Source organism: Echinicola arenosa, from assembly GCF_014841125.1.
In the GTDB taxonomy this organism is placed as follows: Bacteria; Bacteroidota; Bacteroidia; order Cytophagales; family Cyclobacteriaceae; genus Echinicola; species Echinicola arenosa.
On record NZ_JACYTQ010000002.1, the window covers coordinates 66,187 to 91,843 of the forward strand.

Below are 25,657 nucleotides of genomic sequence, written 5' to 3' on the forward strand. Positions count from 1 at the left end.
GTTACTTCAGATAAATTTATAAGGGAAGTTGAGGTTAGCATTCTAAATCTTTGACATAAGATATCACGACTTTGGCTCGCTTAGAACCAAGGTTCTTAAGCCTATAACTCCCAGTGGCTGCAGGAATAGCGAATGTTTCGGCGAAATGGAATTTCGTGTTGCAGTCAATAGAAATGTCCAGTTCAAGACTTTCCCCTTCCACAAGCATCAATAAATGACACTGTCCACCTGTAGGTATGATGACTTCAGAATCAAATTCATATCTGATCACTTCATAAAAATGATCCGGATGAGTCTGAAGGAGGATTTTTTCCCAATCCTCTCCGGCCTCAACCACTTCTGGCCTTGAGATCAACGTTTCTTGAACCACCTGGCCTTTTTTGGAAAAATCGAGATTTTCAAACGCTCGGCCCACATTTAGTGGTCTGGGCTCTCCGTTCAAATCCAACCGTTGCCAGTCGTAGATTTTGAAAGTATAGATGTAAGGAGTAGCACTGATTTCCAGCACCAGATTATCAGTACCACTACAATGGATAGTTCCATTTGGAATCAAATATAAACCATGTTTTTCTGAAGGAAGCTTTTGAACAAATCTCTCCACATCGATGGTGGATTTGGTAGCAATAGAATTCTCCAGTTCCTCCCTAAATTCATGAGGATTAATATTTTCTTGAAATCCCAGATATACATGTGACTCCGGAGTGGTTTCCATAATATAATACGTTTCATCTTGGGTGAAATTCTCTCCAAAATGCTCCTTAGCATAGGCAGTAGATGGGTGACACTGCACGGATAGATTATCCCCGTCAAAGGTGTCAAGAAAATCAAATCTAATTGGAAAATCATCCCCAAACCGTTCATATGCCTTGCCCAAAACTTTCTCCCCTGCCCTATACATTAGCCAATCAAATGAGACTTCGAGTAATATTCCTGATGAAGAAAAAATCAGCCCGTTTTCCGGGACGATCATTTCAAAAGACCATGCATAATTGGGCTCGTTTTTTGGCAAATCCGGAATATTTTTTGCCAGCCATTGGCCTCCCCAAACACCAGGCTCAAACCAAGGCCTCACGCGAAAATAAGTTTCAGACATCGCATCCAGTCCAGTCCTTAAGACCACTCCGCTCATCCAAGCAGGGTTGTTGGATCTTTGCTGATCGACAATGAAATCCACTTGGGGCAACAACCTTTTTTTCTCTTTGTTGCAAACCACCCAATCCACGAAAAAAAAATGCTTATACGCTTGCTTCGGGTCTTTTATCTCATCCGTGGCTAAATTGGTGACAGAGCCTGCCCTCATCCTGTATTGAAGCTCATTTTTAGGAAGATCGAAATAAACAAGAATGCCGTCTAATCCGCTTAAAGATGCTCCGCAACCATACACAACTGTAGTGACTTCGCTTGCCTTATCAATATCTAAAGTAAAGGAGGAAGTAAAAAAATCGCTTAGATCAAGATCTGTTTTCTTACCAAAAACCGGATCATCACCTCCCAGATAAGGGGCGACCATTTGTAGGATTTCTGAAGATGGTTTATAATAATCGGCACAATTGATCAAATTAACCGCTTTGTTTTTTACGGAAAAATTGGTTTTGATTGCAGATGAAACTTCATCCCAGTCCACGCCGATATACCCATCTAAGATTATATTTTTAGAAGACTCAAGCTTCTCGAAAAGACTTTCATAACCTGCATGTATTTTCTCCGAACCTAATTCAAACGCAGGAAATATATCGTAAACGGCTGAATCCTGTTTTTTCTTTACTAATGGAACTTGGGGCTGATTGCTTAATCTTTTCATAATTTCTAACTAAGGGGTGTGCACACGGTAATTTATGCGTATGTTTTAAATGGAATAATCAGAAAATAGAGACACTCTCCCTATTCCAACTTAGGTAATAATTAAATTGATTTTGAATTTAAAACCAATGTTCATATGTTTAAACATTTAAACTTATGTAATAAACTCTTCTTCACAAAAATCTTAGCACTTAAAATCATAAAACGGCAATGAATACTCCACGTCTTAATTAAAAGCAAGCAGGCCTAGTTGGAAAAATCCGTAACGATTTGCCAACTACCAATTCAAATTCAGTGCTTAAACTAGCTTATCAATTACCCCATACAAACCCATGAGAAAACTACTCGTATCAAGTTTTATACTTTTCATTTCTTTCTTGCCTGAGCTATTCGCCCAGGACCCAATCAAGTCAGTTGATCCGCTGATTGGAACTGCGCATGCAAGATATTTTCATTTTGCACCTGGCGCGATGCCTTTTGGTATGGCTAAACCTGGCCCCTCTACCAATGGAAGTCTAGGAAATAAAAGCGGATGGGAAGCCACTGGATATGATTTTAGGGATAGTTCTATCGAGAGTTTTCCAAATTTCCATGAGTTCCAAATTGGAGGAGTATCTCTCATGGCTACCACAGGGGAATTGAAGACCGTTCCTGGAAAAATCGATGACCCAAGTTCAGGATATCGCTCCAGCTTTGATAGGAAAGATGAGGTTGCACAAGCAGGGTATTATAGCGTTCTGCTAAAGGATTACGGAGTAAAGGCAGAACTCACTTCAACTGAAAGAGTCTCATTTCACCGTTATACTTTTCCTAAAAGTGATCAGTCACATATCCTTTTTGACATAGGAAATATGATGGGTGAGAGTGGAAGAGTCAAGGATGCTGAAGTAAAAATCAACTCCGATGGGACTGTAGAGGGCTTCGTGATTACAGCTCCGGTTTATGTGGAAAAGTATCAGGCAGGTGCTGATATCAGAATGTACTTCTATGCTGTTCCAAGCAAACAACCTCAGAACTTTGGGGTATTTCAGGGAGAAAAGATCATAAAAGATGCAGCGGAAATAAACGGCAAATCAAGCGGTGCATATTTTACTTATTCAACTAAAAAAAATGAAGCTGTAGAAATAAAAATTGGCTTATCCTACACTTCTGTGGATGCTGCCAAGGTAAACTATTTCGCTGAGGCAAAAGACCTGAATTTCGATACTGCAAAGGATAGGAATCAAAAAACCTGGAACTCTATGTTGGGAAGAATCAAGGTTGAGGGAGGAAAAGATGAAGACAGAACAAAGTTTTATACTGGACTTTATCATGCCTTACTGGGAAGAGGGTTGGCAAGTGATGTCATGGGAACCTATCCTAAAAACGATGGTTCTGTAGGACAGATAGCACTGGACAATAATGGCAAACCAATCCATCCTCATTATAATACGGATGCGATATGGGGTGCATTTTGGAACTTGACTCAAGTTTGGACAATTGCCTATCCAGAATACCTATCCGAATTTGTCAATTCCCAGTTACTGGTTTACAAGGATTCCGGTTGGTTGGCTGATGGTATTGCCAACAGCAAATATGTCTCCGGTGTAGGAACCAATTTCGTGAGTTTGGTCATAGCAAGTGCCTACCTTCAGGGGATTAGGGATTTTGATGTGGATCTGGGATATGAAGCTGCTTTAAAAAATGAATTGGAGGGAAAAGACAGACCTCGTGGAGCCGGAAAACTGGATGTAGATCGCTTTGTTGAGAAAGGTTATGTCGCCCATATTGATGAGTCGGACAATGAAGTACAAGAATCATGGATGTTCTCAGCCTCACATACCATGGAATATTCCTTTAGTTCCTATGCCGTAGGACAATTTGCAGAAGCTCTGGGGAAGACTCAAGATTATGAAAAACTGGACAAGCTCTCTACTGGCTGGAAACACCTGTTTGATCCCAACCTCAAATTAATCCGTCCAAAATTTGAAGATGGTTCTTTTATAGAAAACTTCAATCCCACCCAGGCTTGGCGTGGATTTCAGGAAGGCAATTCCTATCAATATACATTCTACGTACCGCATGATGCCGAAGGGTTAATCGAAGCCATCGGAAAAGATGAATTTAATGCAAGATTGGACAGTATATTCCTGAAAGCTGAGCCTTTAGAATTTGGCGGAGGTAAGACAATAGATGCATTTAGTGGCTTGGAAGGTATGTACAATCAGGGAAATCAACCGAATCTACATGTGGCATGGATGTTCAATTATTCTGGGAAACCGTCTTTAACACAAAAATGGGTACAGGAAATAAGCAATAAATTTTATGGAACTGAAGGTGTTCATGGATATGGATATGGACAGGATGAAGATCAAGGGCAGTTAGGTGCTTGGTATGTTTTAGGAGCAATAGGATTGTTCGATGTAGCTGGACTTACAGAACCTGATGCAAAAATGGGATTATCCTCTCCTCTATTTGATAAAGTGACTATCTCTCTGAGTCCCAAATACTATTCAGGTAAGGAGTTTGTAATCAAGAAAAAATCAGGTCACACTAAGGGAATCTATATTCAGAAGATTATGCTAAACAATAAAACAGTGAATGAGCCTTTTATTCCATTGAAAGCAATTACTTCTGGTGGTATATTAGAATTGGAAATGGGGAATACTCCAAGAGATTCTTACAAATAATCTATGATGTTGATCTGGCTATCTTTTTAGCCAAGTTATTTATTTTCCGAACTTTAAGTCCTGAAGTGACATCAGTTGTCTCGTTTAGTCGTGTGCAAGGTTTCGTAAAGTCAGAATAATTAACATGCATTATATTTCCCTAATTCAAGGCATTCACAAAATTGTCTCTCCCAAATATGCTTCTTGAAAAACACTAATTTACATATTTAGCCACAAAGCTGTTTATCCGCTCTACATACCAACCTCCAAATCCTTTGCTATCAAACTGATGATGGAAACCTGTTAAATGTTCCCCTGGATATTGAACCACCTCACAATGATCACCAAGGATTCCTTGAAGAGCCAATGCATCTTGATAGGTAGTGATGGTATCCTCAGAGGCAGCAAGCACCATTAGGGGGACATCTATTGAACGTATTGCTTTCTTATACTTCCTATACTTTTCTGGAAGTTTTAAAGCTTTATCCAGCGACTTGTAACGATCTATTATAGCCAAAGTATCTGTTACATAACCTTCCCCAATGATAAAATCTATTTTCTCCTTTATATTGGGATATGCCCGAGAAGTAATGGTGGTTCCCATGGACATGGCCCAAACTCCTATTTTTTTACTCTTGAACTTTAATTCGACTGTGTTTATCACAGCTTCAAGATCCTTGGAAAACTCAGTATAGTAAAGGTAATCCGCCTTGATTTCGAAATCATCACTTTTCCCAAATCCTCTATAATCGAATGTAACTACAGTATAACCTGCATTTGCCAGTATCCCTGCATAATAGACAAAATAGGACATGTTTCCTGCATCAGGATATGCTAAAATCAGTACCGTATCTTTATTATTCTCAGCCTTTGCTTCATAGATCCATGAATTTAGGCTGTAGCCATCTTCAGTAGTGATTTTAAGCTGCTCATAATCCCAATTAATAGAATCAGGGGTCATAAAATATTCTCGATCCGGCTTAATGGCAAAGGCATCATTCAAACAATAAAAGAGAAGGACAAAAATAAAGAGAGATGCTAAAGTTTTCATAATCAATTCTCAAGTATTCCAACTATAAATAACTGGCTTTAAAAATTTGTTATTGATTCTATTAAAACAAAACTGCCCCTAATATAAAAATTTAATACTATTCCCTATTTATTTCTTCATTGGTAATTCACCCAACCTCTCATAACACTCCTCCGCCAACTTACTTAACTCTTCGCCTAAACTGGAAATAGGATATTCTAGGCATCTATCCATATAGCCCATATAAGTATCTAAAAAATCATTCTCCAAAGGTTCTGCAACTTCCATCAGTCGCTTGACCAAATCCCTAATACCCAGATGATGGCGATGGCCAGCATCCAAGTCCAAATTATCCAAGCCTTTAATCAGCTGATTATGCTTAAGATCTCGAAGGATCAATTCTATGATAAGCTCGTCTTTTTGAATATTGATCATAATGCTCTTATTAAGTTTAAACAATAGCCTCCTTTATCAGGCTTTTTAAAGTATCATTACTGTCTTTGAGTTCGCGGAGTATTTCGAGTAAGGCATCAAACTGCTTGCTATCCATTTGAACTTTTCTTTTTTCGAGTTCATAAAAATACTCAATCAGCTGTCCCGGCCTAATGGTCAATACATGAATGGGATCAACCTGTACATAATCAGCATATCTTTTAATCAACTCCACGGTGATTTTGGTTTCCCCACGTTCATACTTGGTATAAGCGGCCTCGCTGATTCCTAAATGGAAAGCAAGCTCAATGGCCTTAACCCCCCTCAGTTTTCTATAGTTCATCATATTTTGTCCTATTGATTGATTATCAAGGAGCGCTTCTTTAAATTGGCTTAGATCATTCATACCTGTTATGTTTAAAAAGGATTATGACTACAAATACAATTTCTTCAACCTCCCATTTCTAAACTATTCCTACAGGAATATCTTATTCCTTCATTCCTTTTTGGCTCTAAATGAATTAGAAAATCACCTTGCTAAAATCTGAAGGGAATTACTCAAACATATAGATAGATGATCCGCCTTGCATATATTGAGCGTTAAGAAATTAAAGAAGAGGGTAAGCAAAAAGGCAGGCATGTTTGACGCAATGGAGATCAAAATGGCAGTAGGCTATATATCAGGAGGAGTTTGCCTGCATGTGGGCTGGCTTTAATTTTAGCTCAATAGATGCATAGCGGCGGGTTTTTTGGGTTACTTTTTTGACCTGCAGCAAAAAAGTAACAAAGTATGAGAAGCTTATTAGGGTAAAATTATACCAATAAATCAACTTCAGAAAATCCTATAAATCATAAGAAAACAGCTTTTCCAACCATTTATAAAAACACATTTCCCAAATTCCACCAATTTCCTTAACTTGTCTTTTAGTTTTTTAATAGCCAAGACTTATGACCAATTCAGCTGCACGAAATATCCATCAGGGACGCAATATCAAACGCTTTAGGGAAATGCTGGGCATCAAGCAGGATGCCTTGGCCCACGAACTGGGAGAAGAATGGTCCCAAAAGAAAATCAGCCTACTGGAACAAAAAGAAAGCATAGAAGAAAATATCCTAAAGCAGGTGGCAGAAATTCTCCATATTCCTGTTGAGGCCATCCAGAACTTTGATGAAGAACAGGCAGTGAATATTATTTCAAATACATTTTCTAGTCACGACACTTCAACACTAAATGCCGTAAATCCTCACTGTACCTTTAACCCGATTGATAAAATTGTACAGTTATATGATGAAAAAATTGAATTGTATGAAAGAATACTAAAGGAAAAGGATGAAATGATGGCGAGGCTGGAGAAGTTGATTAACAATAAGTAACTAATCCTTACAATTAACGAACTCCAAACTTTTAAGCATGCATCTTTTTAAATCAAGGGCGGTATTTTTGACCGTCATATATTTTTCCCTTTTCTCATCCCTACATGCTCAAAACATTGAAACCTATGTTAAGAACAATCTAACCCCCATTAACTCCATTGATCCCAAAACCAATGATTACAGGGAATTAGAAAAACTTGGGGAGGCCATCGGTGATTCAAAAATAGTTATGCTTGGAGAGCAGGACCACGGTGACGCACCTGCCTTTCTCGCTAAAACCAAAATCATAAAATATCTTCGTGAAAAGAAAGGATTTAATGTAATCGCATTTGAAAGTGACTTTTATGGATTAACCAAAGGATGGGAAGAAGTTCCAAAGAAACCTGATTCGATCTATCAATTTTTAAAAGCCAATATTTATCCTCTCTGGACAAAAAGCGATGCTTTTGAATACCTACTTAAAGAATATATCCCGGAAAGCTACCAAACTCCTAAACCTTTGCAATTAGCGGGTTTTGATAACCAGCTTATTCTAGATTACTCTTACTTTCATCTTGTAAAAAACTTAGATGGATACCTTAAGCAGCAAGGATGGCATAACACCTTATTTTCAGGTAAAGAGTATCAAGATTTCCTAGAATCTGTTCGTGCATTGATAGCCAAAGCCAGAGAGAAAATTGATTTTAGTAAGGATATGCACAAAACTTTAAAAAATGGACTAGCCCGAATATCCGATGAACAAAAAAAGATTGACGGCAAGTCCTATTGGGCTTTAGTCATTCAAAACCTTATCTCCTACAACCTAAATTCAAATGAGATTAGAGATAAAGCCATGGCTGATAATCTTAGGTTTTTAGTAACACAAAAATACAAAGATGAAAAGATCATTGTTTGGGCAGCCAATAGCCATATCATGAAATATACCGACCTTTTGAACAGCGATAAAAAGGACTTTGGTCAAGTTATATGGAAAAATATGGGAACTGACTTTACAAATGATCCTTCATTATCTCAAACCACTTATGTTTTAGGATTTACTTCCAAAGAAGGTACCGCGGGCAGATTGGGAACAAGTCCTTTTCCGATACAAAGCCCTCATAAAAAAGGGCTAGAAAATTGGATACCTGATAACTTAAATTATTGTTTCATAGATTTTGAAGACTATAATGCAAAGTTCAACAACCCCAATTCACCATTTCTGATGAAAGGTCCAATGCATTTTACCGTCCCTAAAAAAGTGGTTAAAATTCCTTGGAACAAGGTGTATGACGGCATTTTTTACATTAAAACCATGTATCCTACCAAAAGAGTATCAGAATGATGCTATACCTCAGTATTTAGATCAAAAAAATCAGCAACTCTTGTTTCTACAGAATAAATTATCCACTTAGAGAATTTTCTAGCACCTAGTTAAAAATGAACTTCCTTCAGCGGGGAGAGTTTATGTCAATAAAATATTACAATCATGAAATTAATACTAAATCTGCTAATACTGCTCACGACAATTGCAATTAATAACGTACATGCTCAATCAAGTGTCCCTGATACATATCAATTGGTTAAAGGTGGTAAATCATATCCTAAAATAAATTTGTATTTATTTTATAATCCTGATCATGGATGGACAAAGGATACAATAAACAATAAAACCGTTTTTAAAAATGGGAAAGACCTTTTCAGTTTAGCCCCATCGAAAACACAAGGAATAGAAATCAGTGAAGATGAATACGACGAGATTGAATTCACCAACGTTAAAAATTTATATGAAATAGAAAGTTTGGAAATAAACAAAAGGTCTGAACAGATAGAGAAAACCGAAAAAAGGAAATTAATCCCTCAACTGGATCATCGTGTATTGAAACTACATTTGATTAAAGAATACAATGGTTCTTATTATGTCTATATTGTAGATTGGACTTCCCTTACTTATTAGACCAGTTCAAACCTATTCTTCTAATCCTTTTTACGTTTCTTACTTTTCTTCTTTGGAATTCCCCCTACCTCCACAGTATCAGGAATAGGCCTAAGCAGCAAATTAAGAATATCAATGGTGCCACCAACAATTTGATGACTAAGGTCAATTTCTTTTCGATCTTTTGTTGCTGTTCGTGCTGGTGTTGAAGCTCCATTTTTATCACCTCCAGTTTAGAATTCATTTTGACCCCGCACTGATTATTGGTATCGATCTGATCGTTCTGCCTGTCCAGCTTTCTGCTGATGTGCAGGAGACTGTCCTGTATCTTGGGAATGTACCCCAGGCTGGGTGTAATTTGCAATTACACCCTTCTATCTCTACCAATTTGTAATTGGCTTTTTCAAAACAAAGGTACTACGAAAGCCATATCTTTAAATCACTGAATTGCAAATTCAAAGGGATATTAGGGTGTAGTCACAGACATACACCCAGGCCAACGTCTATTCTACGGCTAGGGGGAGAACAATAACCTTAAATTGTATGGCTTTGTGCACCATTGCGGTTACGCATTCAAAAACGACCGCTATCCAAGTGGCATGTCATAAAATATTCTTCAGACGAATTTTCTAGTTCCTGGTTAAAAATGAACTTCCCCCCATGTTTCATCTAAACTTTTAAGCTATGCTAGTGATCAATAATTTCAATACAGGAAATAATAGTCGGACCATTATTGCCGATCAGGTTTTTGCCACAGATGAGGAGATCTATATCCCCTCACTCCTTTCCCAATCCGAGAAAGAAGATTTACCCGCCTTTTTCACCCATTTTTTCACGCAACAATATGCCTTACCAGAAGCCAGGGCTGCTTTGGGTGCCTTATCCATAAAAATTATTCATGGGGGACTGGTTACTTATTGGGAATCTGTAAGCCATGCATTTAATTTTAAGCAGGATTTCGCCAAGCTGATTGAAGCGGCATTTCTGATTTCACAAGAAAACCACCCACACTTGAAGGTAAAAACCATCTCAAAAACCAATCTTGTCCCCAAACACATTTTAAAAAAGAGCAGAAAGCTTTCCCATATCCTGCCCTATTTACCTTATTCCACCGACCCGAAAGATTCCTTAGATCCACTCCTTAACCTAAAGATGCTTTTTATCGACCCAAAACCTAAAAAACTACTCACTGTATTAAATGAATGGAGCCTTTGCACCTTAGGGGACTTAAAGCCTTCCTTTGAGTTAAAAAGCGACCATTATTTTTATGATATGGTATTTCATCTGGTTTTGGATGCTTGCCATTTGATTTATGTAAGAAGTGAGGATTAGTAGAAATATCCCCTTTCTTAATTGAATGTACCAATCAATAATTATCAAAACACACATTATTTTTCATATTATACTATGAAAAACACTAACCTATCCCATAAAACTATTAGGAAACACATTTATTTTCACACTATAATGTGATTTATATTGATTTACAATTGACTTTTTGCTATTTTTATCAAAAATCACATTATAATGACAATTAATGAGATAGGAAATAGCATTAGGGAGCGTCGCAAAATGTTGTCTATAACCCAACCAGACCTAGCGGAAATGGCCCAAATCAGCATCAACACCCTCTACAAAATCGAAAGAGGTGAGGCAAACCCTTCGGTAAGGGTCTTGAACAAAATTGCCAATATCCTGGGACTGGAAATTTCAATAGCTGTCAAAAAAGTAACTGATCGATGAAAAGGGCCAAGGTATTAAGAAACGGGGAATTGGTAGGCTGGCTGACCAAGGAAGGCCCCGAAAAGTACACCTTTTCATATGACCAGACCTGGTTTGATGATCCCCAAAAACCTGCGCTTAGCCTTACTTTGCCCAAAAGCCAAAAAGATTATCGATCAGAACACCTATTTCCTTTCTTTTTCAATATGCTTTCCGAAGGTGTAAACTTAAAGCTCCAAGCCCGTGAATACCAGATTGATGAATCCGATTACTTCGGACTTTTATTGTGCACCGCTGACAAAGAAACCATTGGTCCCATCACTGTCCACCCCATAAATGAACCATGATTAAGATTACAAACTGCCCTGGCACACTAGCACCCGATCACAAGACTTATAGTACCCGATGTATCAGGCATATGTTTGAAGGTAAAAAAACAAGCCATTTTTTACCTTACCAGAGCCATCTGTCCAATAATGATCAGGAAATGGCAGCCTTGATGGATAACCGGAAACGGATATCCATTTCCGGAGTCCAAGAAAAATTATCTGTGATTTTGGATAAAGGAGTAATCCGCTTGACCAAAGCAGGTGAACAGGGCACTTATATCCTTAAACCAATCCCTAGAGATTTGGAAAGAGTGGACCAGGTTCCCGCAAATGAACACCTGACCATGCAGATCGCCAAGCAAGTGTATGGATTGACAACCGCCGAAAATGCCTTGATATTCTTTCAAAATGGAGAACCCGCATATCTCACCAAAAGGTTTGATGTATTGAATAACGGAAGAAAATTAGGGATAGAGGATTTTGCCACACTAGCGGGTAAAACAAAGGAAACCGATGGTGATGAATTCAAATACAATTACAGTTATGAGGGTATTGGAGACCTCATTAAACAATATGCCGCTGCTGCTCCCATAGCTTTGGAAAACTTCTATAAATTGGTATTGTTCAATTTCCTGTTTTCCAATGGAGATGCCCACCTGAAAAACTTTAGCCTTTTAGAAACCCCTGCAGGAGATTACCAATTGAGTCCTGCCTATGACCTGACAAATTCCCGACTCCATGTAAAAGATCCAGAACTCGCCCTAAAGGATGGACTTTTCAAGAACGATTATGAGACCGAAAGCTACAAAGCCAATGGGTTTTATGCGTACGATGATTTCCTTGAATTTGGAATAAGGATAGGAGTTCTAAAAACAAGGGCACTGAAGATTTTAGGGGATTTTAAAACCGAACAAGAAGAGGTTGCAACCTTAATTTCCAGAAGTTTTCTGGGGGAAGATGCGAAACAAATCTATTTGCAAACCTATCAAAAACGATTAAGCTCCCTCAATTACTCATTTAGCAACAACATCTAACAATTCACCATTCTCTTCCACTTACTTACTTAAACCCGCATCTTGGGAATGTAGCCTAAGAACTCGAGTTGTTTTTTTGATCATTGCTCCACCATAAAAGGCCCCATCCATTTTCCTTTAATCGAACACGATGGTCCGCTAAGATTTATTTAATTTTAAGCATGGAAAACGTACATGACTTAAACCGATTAAAATTCCCTATTGGCAATTTTGAGAAAAAAGAGTTCTATTCACATGATGAATTGAAGGAACTTATTAGGATCAATGAATCAGCACCTGCCAAGTACAGAAAAATAGTCGAAAAACTGAAACCTGAAGACTTGAACAAAACTTACCGTGAGGGGAGTTGGACTATCCAACAATTAATCCATCATGTTGCGGACATCCAATTGCTTCATTTTTTGAGGCTAAAAAAAGCATTGACAGAGCCAAATTACAAGGAAGTGACGCTTATTGACATGGATGGCTGGGCCGGAACAGCTGATGGAACCAAAGCGCCAGTTGAAGATTCATTGATGATGTTTGAAGGAGCAAATAAAAGATATGTATTTCTTCTCAGGTCATTGAACGATGAGGCCTTGAAAATCGAGTACTATCACCCGGTACGGAAATTCACCATCAACCAAGCACAGGCCATAGCGATGTCTGCATGGCATGTAGACCATCACCTTGCCCATATTAAAATAGCTTTGGGAGAATCACTTTAAATTTGGCTTATGTGAGCAGTGAGATATAGTAGAAATAGTCTCTTACCTAATTGAATATCTCAAACAACAATCATTAAAACGCTTAGCTGTTTTTCACATTATATTATGAAAAACATAGAATGATTGATGATATAAGCAATTTTCTAACCCTTTTTTCACACTATAATGTGATTTATATTGATATTAAATCTTAGGTTAACTAAACACTTCTAACCCGCGTTTGCAATGGAGGTTGCTAAATAAAGCATTTGTAATGCGACCATTGATAAAAAATCTGAAAACCAAATTCCACGGGTACTTTTAAGGGCCGGAGAAAATGGGAGGCCATGCCGAATTTGTTCCTGTAAAGTTGCTGGATGGGGGAAGGCTCACCGACCTTGGGTTCCTCTACATACTCCCTGACATAGGTCTCTCCGTCTACTACATAAAAAACAACTCCCCCCCTACTTTCCCCCTGGTTTTCCTGAATATTCCATCTGCTTTTGCCATCGTCAAAAAAGGTTAAAGCTAAAACTGGCTAATAATAAGTCTCAATAAGTTAAGCAATTACCTTACATCAGTCAAGCATTTAAGTTACACTTCCTCTGGATTGATCAAGGAACAATTCCAAATTATCTTCGGATTTCACTCGGGTATTTCCGAGCTTGATCCGAAGGTGATCCGAAGGAGATCCCTGAGTGATCCGAAGATTATTCTGTTTTCACCCAAATGGAAGTAAAGGATGTGTAAGGACTATAAGGGAGTTGGAGGTAATAAGACGGGACTATTATCAGATCCTCAGAGAGGAATTCCATACATAGAAATTATAACAATACAGAGAGGATTACTGCCATCAATCCATGTGATACCAAAAAGTAGACATCTCGACTAAAAGCAGGGTTCACCGTCCTCGCATTCATGACCTACATCTACTTCATCAACTACCTCAATGTGCGTAAATCCCCCCATAAAGAGTCGGAAAAGCCCCTTAGAATTTATGAAGGAATTATCGAAATTTGATATATTGATAATTTTCACGGATCATTACAACAACTAAACACTATGGCAGCAGTAAGTACATACCTGAATTTTGAAAGAGATACCGAAGCGGCTTTTCTCTTTTACCAATCTGTTTTTGGAGGAGATTTTTTTGGCGATGGTTTTATGCGTATGGGAGATATCCCTCATCAAGAAGGCATGCCTCCATTGGCAGAAGAAGACCGTAACCTGGTCATGCATGTTGAGCTGAAAATCCTTGGGGTGCACCATCTCATGGGAACTGATGCTCCGGAAAGTATGGGTTTCAAGCTCAACAAAGGAAACAATGTCAGCATCAACCTCCAACCCGATACCAGAAAAGAAACCAAGAGACTGTTTGATGCGCTATCAGAAGGCGGTCAGGTCACTATGGAACTCCAAGACATGTTTTGGGGCGATTATTTCGGAAGTTGCTTTGACAAATTCGGCGTTCAATGGATGTTCAACTGCGGTGAAAAGCCATCCTAAATAGGGCCCTTTGATAGTTCATCAGTATGGAACATGATAACCGAAAATTTGTATCTTCCCCAATGATTAATTTATTTTCGTAAACGTACCAAGCTAAGCCCATTAAAATCTATCTGATTATCCACTATGATGCCAGACCATACATCCTTTGCTCAAGTGGTCGGAAGTCTGCCTAACTGCCAGATAAAACTGAAGTCTGAAGACCGAAGCAGTTGATACTTTAATCAAAAGGGTAGTTTCTACTCACTTTTAATCTTTACTGGTAAAATTACGGATATCTATAAAAACCTATCAATAACCTAAAGCAAACCACTATGAGTCGGAAAATTTTAAATGTCGTGGCCATAATATTTTCATTACTTATGGTCAATGCTGGCCTAAACAAATTCTTCAACTACATGCCCATGCCCGAAAATCTACCAAAAGAAATCCTACAGGTAATGGAAGCATTTTTACAAATTGCCTGGCTATTTCCTTTAATAGCCATAGGGGAAATCCTAGGAGGAGTATTCTTTGCCATCCCAAAATACAGGGCATTAGGCGCCATCATGCTCTTTCCCATTATAGTCGGAATCAATTTGCATCACGCTTTTTATGCTCCAGAAGGAATGCTCATCGCACTTATCGTATTAGCGATAGACCTTTGGGCCATTGCTGAAAACTGGCATAAATACATCCCAATGATTCGCTAAATCTAGAAAACACTCAGATATCTTCGAGTATTACCCTAAAACAACAGAAACAATTCTTCCCACTATAACATGCATTTTATCTTGACCTATCACACCGTTCCCAATTATACAGAATTAAGAAAACCTTATAGGAGTGAGCACCTTACTTATATTCAGGACTTTTATGAGCGCGGATTGGTAACCATGGCTGGAGCTTTGGAGGACCCCGCAGACCAAGCGGTGATTATTTTCAAGTGCGATAACCCCTCAGAGATTGAAAATTTTGCTAAAAATGATCCTTATGTTAAAAATGGCCTAATTGCTTCTTGGAGTATTCGTCCCTGGAATGTAGTCATTGGTAAACAATAATTATTCACTGCTTTTATTCCAGAAAATAAGTTAAAATACCAGCGCATATCAAGCACTAAAAAATTCGATTTTTTATTCATTAGACCTCTTGGATTCCTTAAATTATGCTGGAATCTGACCATTCAATTTACTTTAAACATTTAACTTCAAATTCACAAACCTATCATCTTTAAAAACCCACCTTAAAATACAAAGCATGCAGTTGTTTATCATTGGCGACATTCACGGGTGCTACCATACTTTTCAAAAAATGCTCAATCATTGGAACCCAGCGGAAGAACGACTGATCCAAGTCGGAGATTTAATCGATAGGGGAAACCATTCTGTCGAAGTATTACAACTGGCAAAGAATCTTTCTAGCGAGCATCTGGAAAAAAGTATTTTTCTAAAAGGCAATCACGAACATATGATGGTCGAACATATAGAAAACGGGTACATCGGCGGGAGCTGGCTTTTCAACGGGGGAAAAGGCACATTGACCCAATTCAAAGAAAGAAATGTAAACCCTGAGCAAATTCTCCCATGGATAAAGGCCCTGCCACTAAAATGGGAAAATAGCCATGTAATGGTCTCCCATGCAGGTATCTCAAAAAGCCTGCATCCTCTGGACCCAAATAGCCGGGACGGTATACTCTGGAATAGAAAACCTTTGAAAAAACTTCCCAAAATCCAAGTGATCGGACACACTCCCCAGCAAAATGGCAAGGCCAACTTCACCACTTCTTCCCAATCTTGGAACATTGACACTGGAGCTTACCGGGGCATCTGCCTAACAGGCTTAAAGCTCAGAGAAAATGGTGATTTTTTGGAAGAAATCAACATCCCTACAGATGAACGGGATCTGGAGCAGCAATTGTAATTTCCCTTTTCAGAGCCTTCTCCAATACAAAACGGTGACGCATTGCATCCCAAATCTCCAAATCAGGATTCTCCTCACCTTTTACGGTAATGGCTATGTGTTCTGCTGTCCACTTGCATGATAAAGAGTCCACCCATTGGTTTTTGGTCTTGTCCAAACCTATGGCAATCCTCATAATTCCTGACAAGGTTCGCACGAGGTATTTTTGTGCCTTGGTCATTTTTTTAAATTTAGAATGCCTTTTCTTTGGTCCAGACTTCCTATGGTACCTTGCCAAATGCCCGAGCAAGGTGATCTCCTCATTGGTAAATCCTCTCAATCGGGAATTAGAAATAATATAACGGGAATGTTTATGGTACTTCGGAAAACCGATAAAATGCCCCACTTCGAAAATCATACAGGCAAACTCCAACAATTCCTTTGCAGCATCATCCAATCCATGTAATTGCTGAAGTTGGTCATAAAGCTGAAGAGACAGATGGGCAACATGTTTCTTTTGCTCAATATCACTTTGGTACCGTAATGCCAAATGCAGCACACTTCTGTACCTGAGGTTTCCTTCAGGGCCTAGTATTGTTTGTTTCCTCCCCAAACTGTCTAAATAATCCAAAATCAATCCTTCTCTCAAAGAAGCATCACAAAGCGTGATTTCACTGGCTTGAGCCATTTCAAGTAAATTCACCAAAAGCATGCTCCCCAGGTGTATCGCATCCGCTCTATTGCTGCTGATCCCTGGCACTTTTTCCCGCTCTTCCAAAGTCATCTTCAGTAACTTCTTGGACAGTTTGGAGAGTTCTTTTGTACTGACCACTTCTGCATTGACGGTATCCAAAGAACTGCCCTTTCCGGCCAGATGAGCAGCTTCACCTAATGCCCTGATGGTCCCTGAAGTACCTATCACCTTGGTAAAGCCTTCGGTAAGTACTTCCTTCATCACCTCCTCAGCCGCCAACTTAATATGTCCCAATAGCTCCGTCGCATCTGTTTTTGTCAACGTTTCCTTTCCTCCTGCCATATCCAGTAGACGAAGTACACCCAGCTTGATACTTTTCTTAAAATAAATATTTTCTTGGTCCCCTACCGTAGCTTCGGTACTTCCTCCACCGATATCCAGCACCAATACCTTTTCATTTCCAAAAGCAATCGCCCTGCGAACAGCTAAAAAAATCAGTCTCGCTTCTTCCTTTCCTGAAATCACATGAGGTGTCAAGCCAGTCTCTCTTGCTAAGGCATCCAAAAACTCGCCACCATTTTTGGCTTCTCTGGTTGCACTGGTTGCAGCCGTGATGATCTCATCAACCCCAAACTGATCTGCCAATTGAACATATCTTTGGATCACGGCAATCCCTCGTTCAAAGGCCTCTTGGGAAAGTTGGTTGGTCGCAAATACCCCTACCCCCAGCTTCACCATTTCCTTTTCATCAATCAGCACCTTGAGGTTTCCCCTTTGGGTCACCTCTGCAATTACCAGATGAATGGAGTTGGTACCGATATCTATCGCTGCTAAGTTCATATGGATTTATAATTTAATCTGATTATCCGCAATGATGCCAGTAACCTTACATCCTTTGCTTAAAGTGGTCAGAAGTTTGAAGCCTGAAGACCGAAGCAGTTGATATTTTAATCAAAACGAACATTTCGACTCGTTTTTAACCTTTACTGGTACAATTGCGGATATACATTTAATTTAATCTGATCATTTTCACTGAAACCAATATCCCCATGCCATATTGCCTTCCTTATTGGCCTTTCCCGCCTTTATTCTGGTCGTTCTTTTTATTTAAAGAACATCACAAGTATTCCACAAGGCCATCATAAAAGAAGGTAAATTCGAATCGCTTAGAAAATAGAGAATAGAACTTTCAATCTATTGACTTTACAAAAACGAAAACCTATTCCATAAATACCTTGCCTTACTCCTTATTCCAATTGTTCTTATAAACACTTCCGGAAGCATCATTTGCGAGACGATAACCATGTTCACCAAAATAATCCCTTTGTGCTTGTACCAAGTTGGCGCTGGACTCTCCGGTGCTCATACCATAGAAATAATTGATGGCTGCAGACATGACCGGCATGGCCACCCCTGCTTTCAGCGCAGCACCTACCACCTCTGCCATAGCAGTTGCTTCCTTTTCAAAATTTTGCTGAAGCACTGGAGACTCCATCAAGCTACTGGCTTTCTTGAAAACGCCTGAAATCTTCTCCATCAAACTGGATTGGATGATGGAACCACTGGTCCAGCAGCGAGCAATTTCACTCATGTCCAAGCCCCAATTTTCATCTTCCCCTACTTTTCTGATCAATGAAAACCCGATTTCATGGTTGATCAAGCGCCCCATTTCATAGGCACCTTTTAATGAAGTTAGCATTTCTTTCTGATCTAACTCCACCGCTTTACGGTCATATTTTTTTGCCATTGCTACCCTTTGAGCTTTCTTACTGGATATCAACCTTGCTGTCACCGCAGCAGTTAGCGGCGCATAAGGCACTCCGTATTTTGCGGCAGTGCTGACAGCCCATCCCCCTGTACCGGTTTGCTCGGCCACATCCAGTATCTTATCCAATAACAGGTCTCCGTCCTCCTCGTAATTCAGTATGGCCAAGACCGCATCCATTAAATAACTATCTGCACCCTCCTTGGACCACTTTTTAAATACTTTCACGATTTCTCCAGTCGACATTCCCAGGGACTTGCGCATCAATGCGTAGGTTTCTGCCAATAGCTCCATTTCACCATATTCGATGCTATTATGTACCATTTTTATGAAATGCCCTGCTCCATCAGGCCCCACATAATGCATACAAGGCTTCCCATCCTTATCCTTTCCTGCTATTTTTTCTATAAAAGGTTTAATCAAGGCAAAGCCCTCAGAAGTCCCCCCTGGCATTAATGAAGGGCCTTTTCTTGCTCCTTTACGGCCACCGGAAATCCCCATGCCTACAAAATGAACCCCTGGCCCTTTGAGGTATTGCTGCCGCTTGGCACTGTCCTCAAAGTAAGAATTCCCCCCATCTATGATTACGTCCCCTTTGTCTATAAATGTCAACAATCTGGCAATCTGCTGGTCTATGATTTGGCCTGCAGGAATCATCATCAGGATTTTGCGGGGCTGTTCTAAGGATTCTACAAATTCATCCAATTTGTCAAAAGGTAAAACTCCCTTCATATCCGGATTGGCATCCACAAACTTCTGTGCTACATCCTCCTCCACACCTTGAAGGGTTCGGTTGTACACACTGATCTTGATGCCTTTTTCAGCCATATTCAGGGCGAGGCTACTGCCCATCACGCCCATTCCAATAATTCCGAAGGAAGAAACTGCTTTTTTGTTTTTGAGGTTGCTCATAATGTCTTGAAGTATTTTTTCAGGTGTTTGATCAATATTGATGTGTTCGGCATGCTTGGGAACTTCCAGTGTGTCAAATTGTGAATTCAACAGCTCCTCAGGCATATAGTGCCCCTTTCTTTGTGCCATCCGACTGCTGATCAGCTGTGGATCTCCCTTTAGATAAAACCAACTGACCTGTACCGCCTTGCTTACCAAAATCCTTCTATAGTCTTCCTTTAATGCCGAACAGGCCAATATCGCCCCGCCTTGCTCTTCCCAGTTGACCATTTCCTTGGATAGACGCTCCAGCCAAGGTGCACGGTCATTGTCATTGAGCGCGACACCCGAAGTCATTTTGTCCACATTTTCTTTGGGATGAAAATCATCTGCATCATAAAAAGGGAGGCCCATTTTTTTACTGAGCATCCCGCCGATGGTAGTTTTTCCGCTTCCGGACACACCCATTAACAAAATTATCATGCTTTAATTTATGGAATAATTTCAAAAATTTAGTACCACTGACACTTAAAAATTGAAGGTTTAGTTGTCTGTAAAATCCTCTCAGTAAAATTGTAAATAATGAAATTTAAGGCACCAAATATTATTGATCAGCTAGCTGTGCACATCATTCACTTTGGCCATATTTGAGAACAATGATTATATTTTTAGAATCCTTGGTCTTTGATTTCAATCGACCCGTTTCTCCAAAACCTATTGGGATAAAGTTTTCATCCCGCCTGAAAAACTTTATCGTTTTAGTATATTTGAACAACCTTAAAAAAAGACTTATGACAAATTCCCCTCTTCGGATTTTAGTAGTAGGATGTGGCAATATGGGAGCTTCCCATGCTTTAGCGTACCACCAAATGGATGGCTTTGAGATTTGTGGACTAGTTGCCAGAGGCGATAGCAAACAAGTACTTAATGAAAAACTAAAGGCCGATTATCCATTATTTTCAAGTTATGAAGAGGCCTTGGAAACCACCAAACCAGATGCTGTTTGTATTTCCACCTATCCTGACACCCATGAGGAATATGCGTTGAAAGCCTTGGCAGCCGGCTGCCATATTTTTATAGAAAAACCCTTAGCAGATACCGTTGCCGGTTCTGAGAGGATAGTGGAAGCCGCAAAAGAAGCCAACAAAAAAGTGGTGGTAGGCTATATCCTTAGGCACCATCCATCCTGGATGAAGTTTACGGAGATCGCCCAAGGGCTGGGACAGCCACTGGTGATGCGCATGAACCTCAACCAGCAAAGCCACGGCAGGATGTGGGATGTCCATAGAAACCTAATGAAAAGCCTGAGCCCGATCGTGGATTGTGGCGTACATTATATTGATGTGATGTGCCAAATGACCGGCTCCAAGCCAGTGAGGGTATCGGCCATCGGGGCAAGGCTGACCGATGATATCCCTGAGGACAATTATAATTACGGACAATTACAGATCACCTTTGAAAACGGCTCGGTGGGCTGGTATGAAGCTGGCTGGGGACCAATGGTGAGTGAAACGGCCTTTTTTGTCAAAGATGTATTTGGGCCAAAAGGTTCCGCTTCCATTGTGGCCAAGGAAGCCAGTGGAGCGGGAAAATCCGATTCTGTGGATGACCATACCAAAACCGAATCCATCCGCATCCACCATGCTGCCATTGATGCCAATAATGAATTTGTAAAAAATGATGAATGGGTAGAAATGAAGGATGAACCCGGCCACCAGGAACTTTGCGATCGTGAACAAGCCTACTTCCTCAAAGCGATCCAAGAGGACATCGACCTGGCTTCCCATCTGGAGGATGCCGTCAATAGCTTAAAAGTAGCCTTTGCCTGTGATGAATCCGTAAAGACGGGCAAGATGGTAGAGTTGTAATTTGGAATACTTGAATCATCAATTAGGGGACTTATAAATCACCTTATGATGACCTGTAATATAAAATAGCCAAAGGTGTACCAAGCCAATAGAATATGGTGGCTTGGTACACCATTGGTTTACGGATATACTACTTTGGGTGCAATTACAACAGAGCACTGTGCTAAAATATTGAAAGATGAGATTTGATATATTTATTGATAAGCATTGGGATATTTTTATTTCACACATTTGTGAGTTTCATCCCTTAAATACAGAATTTATTGATAAGTTTAATTATGAGCTTAGTTGGACTTCTATTAGCAAAAACCAAAATTTAAAGTGGAATGTTGATTCCCTTGAAAAGTATGAAAATCGATTTTTGTGGCATGAGTTAGCATGGAATTCTGGAATTAATTGGTCTACTGATTTAATAAAGAAATTTAACAAACGACTGGATTGGTATTACTTGGGAAGAAATAATAAACTTCCAATTTCAGAGACTTTTATTAATGAACACAGAAAGAAGATTTTTATAATAGAGTCAAATGTATTTTTAACTGAGCAGTTAGAAAAAGTTTATGGTAAACCTCTTTTGCCAGCACTAAAAGGCAAAACTGAAAAAATACTAATTGACGACTTTAATGATGTTGATAAATTACTCATTGACAAGAATAAGGAACTCAGACAAAATAGCAGATTGTTCTATGAAAACTATATTAAAAAAGAGATAGAAGGTAGAAATCTAAATGATATTTTTGAAAGCAAGTTTGATTATTCTCAGCGATTCTTTTTTATGCAACCTATTGAAAATGACGAATACGGATTAACTCCTGAATTTGAAGTTGACGGTAGAAATCCTTTTGATATATTGCAAAATGACCGAAATATAATTGAACTTAAAAACAACCTTGTTTTAAAAAGTGGTTCTTTACAAGAAGGAAAATCAAGATTGTTGGAAATGCCACGTTTTTCAACATTTTCCTACAATCCAATTTTGTTAGTAAGTGAGAATATTAAAACCATTTTAGAACAATTTAATCTTCCTGACTATACCCTCACATTGGTAAAATTAAAACCGAAAAAAATAAATACTAGAGATAAATTCTACTTACTCCAGATAAATCACGATACTTTAACAAAAGAGTTGGATTTCGAGAAAGTACATTTTTCCTATCGCCTTAAAAAAGGAATCATTGCTTCTCAAGCTTCATATAGTGAATGGAAAAACATAGAAACTCCAATTACTTCATATGCTGATTTGCAGGAGTTTTTAAACAATTTAAATAAAGAATTAAAAAATAAAGGAATGAGGGAAAGCATCGAATTCCGACCATCAGAATTTATTTTAAACACAAAATATGATTTGTATTCTTATTCAGTTCATAACAAATTCATAGTTTCAGAATTTTTAAAAAATGAACTTGAAAAACATTTGCCAAGTCAAATTTCATTTCATTCTGCACAACTTCTCTCCATAAAAATAGAACAAGAACAATACGACTTGATGTCAAAGAGAGAAATCGATTTGATTGACAAAGTTACACGAATTAAGTACACTAATGCTTCAGAAGACTTGTTCTATTATGACAAAATGCAAAGATTAGAGGAGGCTGATTCCGAATTACCTGAGAACAGTTTTAAAGGAGATGAGTTCACTAATAAAGAGAAAGAACTAAATGTTGTTCTTCCTGAAAAATTTAAAAGACTTTTTAGGAAAGGGAATATCGATGATGAGTATGAGCTACTATCAATTGATGATTTTTATATACAAAACGAATTTGCAGATAGAATTCCCGAGACTTATAAATCACTGATATTTGCTGAGAACGGCTGTGGTGATTCATTGGGCTTAATTTTAAATAAGAAAAGTGATTATAAATTGAAGTCTCAGATTTATGAATTTTTACATGAAACAGGTGAGGTTGAAAAGAAGTAAAAGCACCCAGTCGAGTAGGCAAAGGGGAATACCACCACTTTACCTTATGTCATCGCTGTTGACAATAGCTTTGGTTTCAATTAACTACTCGCCAATTTTTAGGACATCACTTAAAACTACATGACCCCCACTAGGTGTAGTCTGAGACTACACCTTCCTATCCATGGAATTTGCAATTCCCAGTTTAGAAAGAGTCATGAATGGGTAAAGCTATTCCATTTGGACTGACTCATACTACGATGGTGCGTATCTTCAGAAAAAATACTTACCCTCCGTTGACGCTAGTGAACATCAATTCCAATAAATATCTTAGGTAATTTTTCCATTTTAATGATTGATAAGCTTTGGTTCTGATTCTTAAATGAAACAGTTATATCATGACCATCTTTAATAAGTAGAGGTTTTAGTGCTTTATAAAAAGTTAATTTTAAAAATTTAGATCGGTTGTAAATCGAAAATAAGTTCGTAATATCCACTACTTTTCATCTAAAAGACCATTGTACTCAAATTGACCTAAAATGAGAGAATATCAATTAGAGATTTTTGCTGATTATTTCCAGTTTCATCTTTATGATGAAAAACTGAACCCAAATTTTGGAGAAGCATGGAATCAATTTTCAGTGGATAACTTTCTTGCATTAAGAAGAGAGGGCATTGGAATTGGAACAATAAGAAATATGGACGTTCCAGTGAATATTAAAATATACGATTCTGAACCCAAAATAAAAGAAGACTTGAATCAAGTTTTCCAAATTAACGAAACCGATTTAACTATAATCTCTGGAAAATTAGTCGTGATTGGATGCACCGAATATTTTCCTGATGCAAAACGCATTGAATTGGATAGAGGGATATACAGAGTTAGAATTTATTATTCTGACTTAGACAAACTATCTGAGGACGGACTTGATGGCGAGGACAATTACCATTTAGAGATTTGGAAAACAGATAATACTAAAGAACCGATATTTAATAAAATAAAACCTGCGCCCAAAAAAGTATAAGTAATTGCTTGCTCTCGCCTATTTTGGAATTTGCAATTCCCAGTTTAGGAAGGATCATGAATGGATAAATCGGAGCCATGCTCCACCACCTCCGTTTTGGTACAAACCTAATCGATAACATAGCCTGACGTATTTTATCCCCCTCTAAGCCCTTTTCCTTATCAATTCCCTTTCCTTCCATTCTGTTGGGGACATGCCTTCAAACTGTTTGAATACCCTGGAAAAATAATTCACACTGCTAAAGCCACTTTCAAAGCAGGCTTCGGTGATATTGCTGCCCTTCCAGAGGATTTGCTTCTTGGCCAATTCCAACCTTTCCCTGTTGACAAACCTTACGGGCGTTTCTCCTAGCTCCCTTTGGAAAGCCCTGAAAAACTGGGCGCGTGAAAGACAGGCTTGACTGGCTAAACCATCTACGTTCATCACTTGATGCAAATTCTGGCGGATGTACCGCACCACATGGGCCAGCCTGTTTCGGGTGCTGAGCTTATCGACATTTTTCAATAAGTAATGTCTGGCTTGGGTTTGCATCAAGCTGGCAATCAGCTCCCGGGTGGTATTGGAGGCCTTCATTTGTTTCCCAAAGCCATTGTCCACCATCACCCTGATCAGGCTATTGAGGTTTTCCTGAACCAATTGGTTGTTCATCAGTAAAAAGTTATCCTTGCTCCAAGTCCATTTTTCCTCATCTATTTTGGGAAAGTGTTCATTGAGCCAAGCCATAGTTTCCTGTACAAATCCCTCACTGATTTCCAATGCCAAACATTGTGTGGGGTCATCGAAAGTAGCTTCTGGAAAGTCGATGTACATCAATTCGGATGCCGGCATCACAATGGATTGTCCGGGTAAAAACTCAAATGCATCCTGTGACCTGAGGTGCATGATTTTCTTGCCCTGAATCATGCTTACAATAACCGGATTGTCAAACTGCAGGTCAAAATTATGGGCCAGCTTACTGGTTTCATAGACGTTCAAAACCGCATGGTCTGCCTGGTGTGCCGTCCTGTGCTCCACCTCTGATTTAGGAGAGCTAAAAATCTTATACTTCTCTTTGATATGGATGGTGTTCAGCATCTTAGCTTTTGGGTTTATTCTTTTCTCTCGGATAAATTACTCAAAATGAGACGGTACTCCAAGGCTTTGATAAAAATGAGATTATTGTGCTA

23 protein-coding genes are annotated in these 25,657 nt (G+C 38.9%); 16 read left to right on the plus strand and 7 right to left on the minus strand.

Annotation, left to right across the window (positions count from 1 at the left end; translation table 11 throughout):
* Positions 1-34 precede the first annotated feature (34 nt).
* Positions 35-1,801 carry a class I mannose-6-phosphate isomerase gene (locus tag IFO69_RS05215; protein WP_192009034.1) on the minus strand — a complete coding sequence of 589 codons (1,767 nt, stop codon included), beginning with the start codon at positions 1,799-1,801 and terminating at the stop codon, positions 35-37.
* A gap of 331 nt (positions 1,802-2,132) precedes the next feature.
* Here IFO69_RS05215 and IFO69_RS05220 point away from each other — a divergent pair, with 331 nt between their 5' ends.
* Complete coding sequence (locus IFO69_RS05220; RefSeq protein WP_192009035.1) at positions 2,133-4,469, plus strand: GH92 family glycosyl hydrolase; 2,337 nt, start codon at positions 2,133-2,135, stop codon at positions 4,467-4,469.
* Between the two features lie 193 nt (positions 4,470-4,662).
* Here the strand turns inward: IFO69_RS05220 and IFO69_RS05225 are convergent, their stop codons facing one another.
* The 3 genes from IFO69_RS05225 to IFO69_RS05235 all read right to left on the minus strand — a co-directional run bounded on the left by IFO69_RS05225 (position 4,663) and on the right by IFO69_RS05235 (position 6,316).
* The gene (locus IFO69_RS05225; RefSeq protein WP_192009036.1) at positions 4,663-5,499 is read right to left on the minus strand and encodes an alpha/beta hydrolase family protein; all 837 of its coding nucleotides are present in this window, start codon (positions 5,497-5,499) and stop codon (positions 4,663-4,665) included.
* Positions 5,500-5,607: 108 nt separating this feature from the next.
* Complete coding sequence (locus IFO69_RS05230; protein WP_192009037.1) at positions 5,608-5,913, minus strand: hypothetical protein; 306 nt, start codon at positions 5,911-5,913, stop codon at positions 5,608-5,610.
* 16 nt (positions 5,914-5,929) lie between these two features.
* Positions 5,930-6,316 (minus strand): helix-turn-helix domain-containing protein, encoded by a 387-nt coding sequence (locus tag IFO69_RS05235; protein WP_192009038.1) that lies wholly within the window; start codon positions 6,314-6,316, stop codon positions 5,930-5,932.
* 542 nt (positions 6,317-6,858) lie between these two features.
* On the opposite strand from IFO69_RS05235, the gene IFO69_RS05240 reads away from it, so the two are divergent.
* From IFO69_RS05240 to IFO69_RS05295, 12 genes are all read left to right on the plus strand, one after another.
* On the plus strand, positions 6,859-7,284 hold the full coding sequence (locus IFO69_RS05240; RefSeq protein WP_192009039.1) for a helix-turn-helix transcriptional regulator: 426 nt from the start codon (positions 6,859-6,861) through the stop codon (positions 7,282-7,284).
* Positions 7,285-7,321: 37 nt separating this feature from the next.
* Positions 7,322-8,605: an erythromycin esterase family protein gene (locus IFO69_RS05245; RefSeq protein ID WP_192009040.1), complete on the plus strand. Its 1,284-nt coding sequence runs from the start codon at positions 7,322-7,324 to the stop codon at positions 8,603-8,605.
* 144 nt (positions 8,606-8,749) lie between these two features.
* The gene (locus tag IFO69_RS05250; RefSeq protein WP_192009041.1) at positions 8,750-9,217 is read left to right on the plus strand and encodes a hypothetical protein; all 468 of its coding nucleotides are present in this window, start codon (positions 8,750-8,752) and stop codon (positions 9,215-9,217) included.
* Positions 9,218-9,880: 663 nt separating this feature from the next.
* The gene (locus IFO69_RS05255; protein ID WP_192009042.1) at positions 9,881-10,528 is read left to right on the plus strand and encodes a hypothetical protein; all 648 of its coding nucleotides are present in this window, start codon (positions 9,881-9,883) and stop codon (positions 10,526-10,528) included.
* A gap of 195 nt (positions 10,529-10,723) precedes the next feature.
* Positions 10,724-10,939, plus strand: a complete 216-nt coding sequence (locus IFO69_RS05260) for a helix-turn-helix domain-containing protein (RefSeq protein WP_225444009.1) — start codon at positions 10,724-10,726, stop codon at positions 10,937-10,939.
* A complete protein-coding gene (locus IFO69_RS05265) occupies positions 10,936-11,265 on the plus strand; it encodes a HipA N-terminal domain-containing protein (protein WP_192009043.1) in 330 nt (109 codons plus the stop codon). The genes IFO69_RS05260 and IFO69_RS05265 overlap by 4 nt, the downstream gene beginning before the upstream one ends.
* Positions 11,262-12,281: a type II toxin-antitoxin system HipA family toxin gene (locus tag IFO69_RS05270; protein WP_192009044.1), complete on the plus strand. Its 1,020-nt coding sequence runs from the start codon at positions 11,262-11,264 to the stop codon at positions 12,279-12,281. The genes IFO69_RS05265 and IFO69_RS05270 overlap by 4 nt, the downstream gene beginning before the upstream one ends.
* A 161-nt stretch (positions 12,282-12,442) precedes the next feature.
* Positions 12,443-12,988: a YfiT family bacillithiol transferase gene (locus IFO69_RS05275; protein WP_192009045.1), complete on the plus strand. Its 546-nt coding sequence runs from the start codon at positions 12,443-12,445 to the stop codon at positions 12,986-12,988.
* Positions 12,989-14,029: 1,041 nt separating this feature from the next.
* Positions 14,030-14,473, plus strand: coding sequence for a VOC family protein (locus IFO69_RS05280; RefSeq protein WP_192009046.1), 444 nt, complete (start codon positions 14,030-14,032; stop codon positions 14,471-14,473).
* Positions 14,474-14,787: 314 nt separating this feature from the next.
* A complete protein-coding gene (locus IFO69_RS05285) occupies positions 14,788-15,165 on the plus strand; it encodes a DoxX family membrane protein (RefSeq protein WP_192009047.1) in 378 nt (125 codons plus the stop codon).
* 69 nt (positions 15,166-15,234) lie between these two features.
* Positions 15,235-15,513 (plus strand): YciI-like protein, encoded by a 279-nt coding sequence (locus IFO69_RS05290; RefSeq protein ID WP_192009048.1) that lies wholly within the window; start codon positions 15,235-15,237, stop codon positions 15,511-15,513.
* A 196-nt stretch (positions 15,514-15,709) separates the two neighbouring features.
* Positions 15,710-16,372 carry a metallophosphoesterase gene (locus tag IFO69_RS05295; protein WP_192009049.1) on the plus strand — a complete coding sequence of 221 codons (663 nt, stop codon included), beginning with the start codon at positions 15,710-15,712 and terminating at the stop codon, positions 16,370-16,372.
* Here the strand turns inward: IFO69_RS05295 and IFO69_RS05300 are convergent.
* Both IFO69_RS05300 and gndA read right to left on the minus strand, forming a co-directional pair.
* On the minus strand, positions 16,338-17,885 hold the full coding sequence (locus IFO69_RS05300) for a Ppx/GppA phosphatase family protein (RefSeq protein ID WP_192009050.1): 1,548 nt from the start codon (positions 17,883-17,885) through the stop codon (positions 16,338-16,340). The genes IFO69_RS05295 and IFO69_RS05300 overlap by 35 nt on opposite strands.
* A 400-nt stretch (positions 17,886-18,285) precedes the next feature.
* Entirely contained in the window at positions 18,286-20,184 is a 1,899-nt protein-coding gene (gene gndA / locus IFO69_RS05305; RefSeq protein ID WP_192009051.1) for an NADP-dependent phosphogluconate dehydrogenase, read from the minus strand.
* Positions 20,185-20,492: 308 nt separating this feature from the next.
* Here gndA and IFO69_RS05310 point away from each other — a divergent pair, with 308 nt between their 5' ends.
* The 3 genes from IFO69_RS05310 (at position 20,493) to IFO69_RS05320 (ending at position 24,491) form a co-directional block, all read left to right on the plus strand.
* Entirely contained in the window at positions 20,493-21,569 is a 1,077-nt protein-coding gene (locus tag IFO69_RS05310; RefSeq protein WP_192009052.1) for a Gfo/Idh/MocA family protein, read from the plus strand.
* Between the two features lie 178 nt (positions 21,570-21,747).
* Positions 21,748-23,487 carry an SMI1/KNR4 family protein gene (locus tag IFO69_RS05315; RefSeq protein ID WP_192009053.1) on the plus strand — a complete coding sequence of 580 codons (1,740 nt, stop codon included), beginning with the start codon at positions 21,748-21,750 and terminating at the stop codon, positions 23,485-23,487.
* A 518-nt stretch (positions 23,488-24,005) separates the two neighbouring features.
* Positions 24,006-24,491 carry a hypothetical protein gene (locus IFO69_RS05320; RefSeq protein WP_192009054.1) on the plus strand — a complete coding sequence of 162 codons (486 nt, stop codon included), beginning with the start codon at positions 24,006-24,008 and terminating at the stop codon, positions 24,489-24,491.
* A gap of 144 nt (positions 24,492-24,635) precedes the next feature.
* Here IFO69_RS05320 and IFO69_RS05325 read toward each other — a convergent pair whose 3' ends face one another.
* A complete protein-coding gene (locus tag IFO69_RS05325) occupies positions 24,636-25,565 on the minus strand; it encodes a helix-turn-helix domain-containing protein (protein ID WP_192009055.1) in 930 nt (309 codons plus the stop codon).
* Positions 25,566-25,657 lie beyond the last annotated feature (92 nt).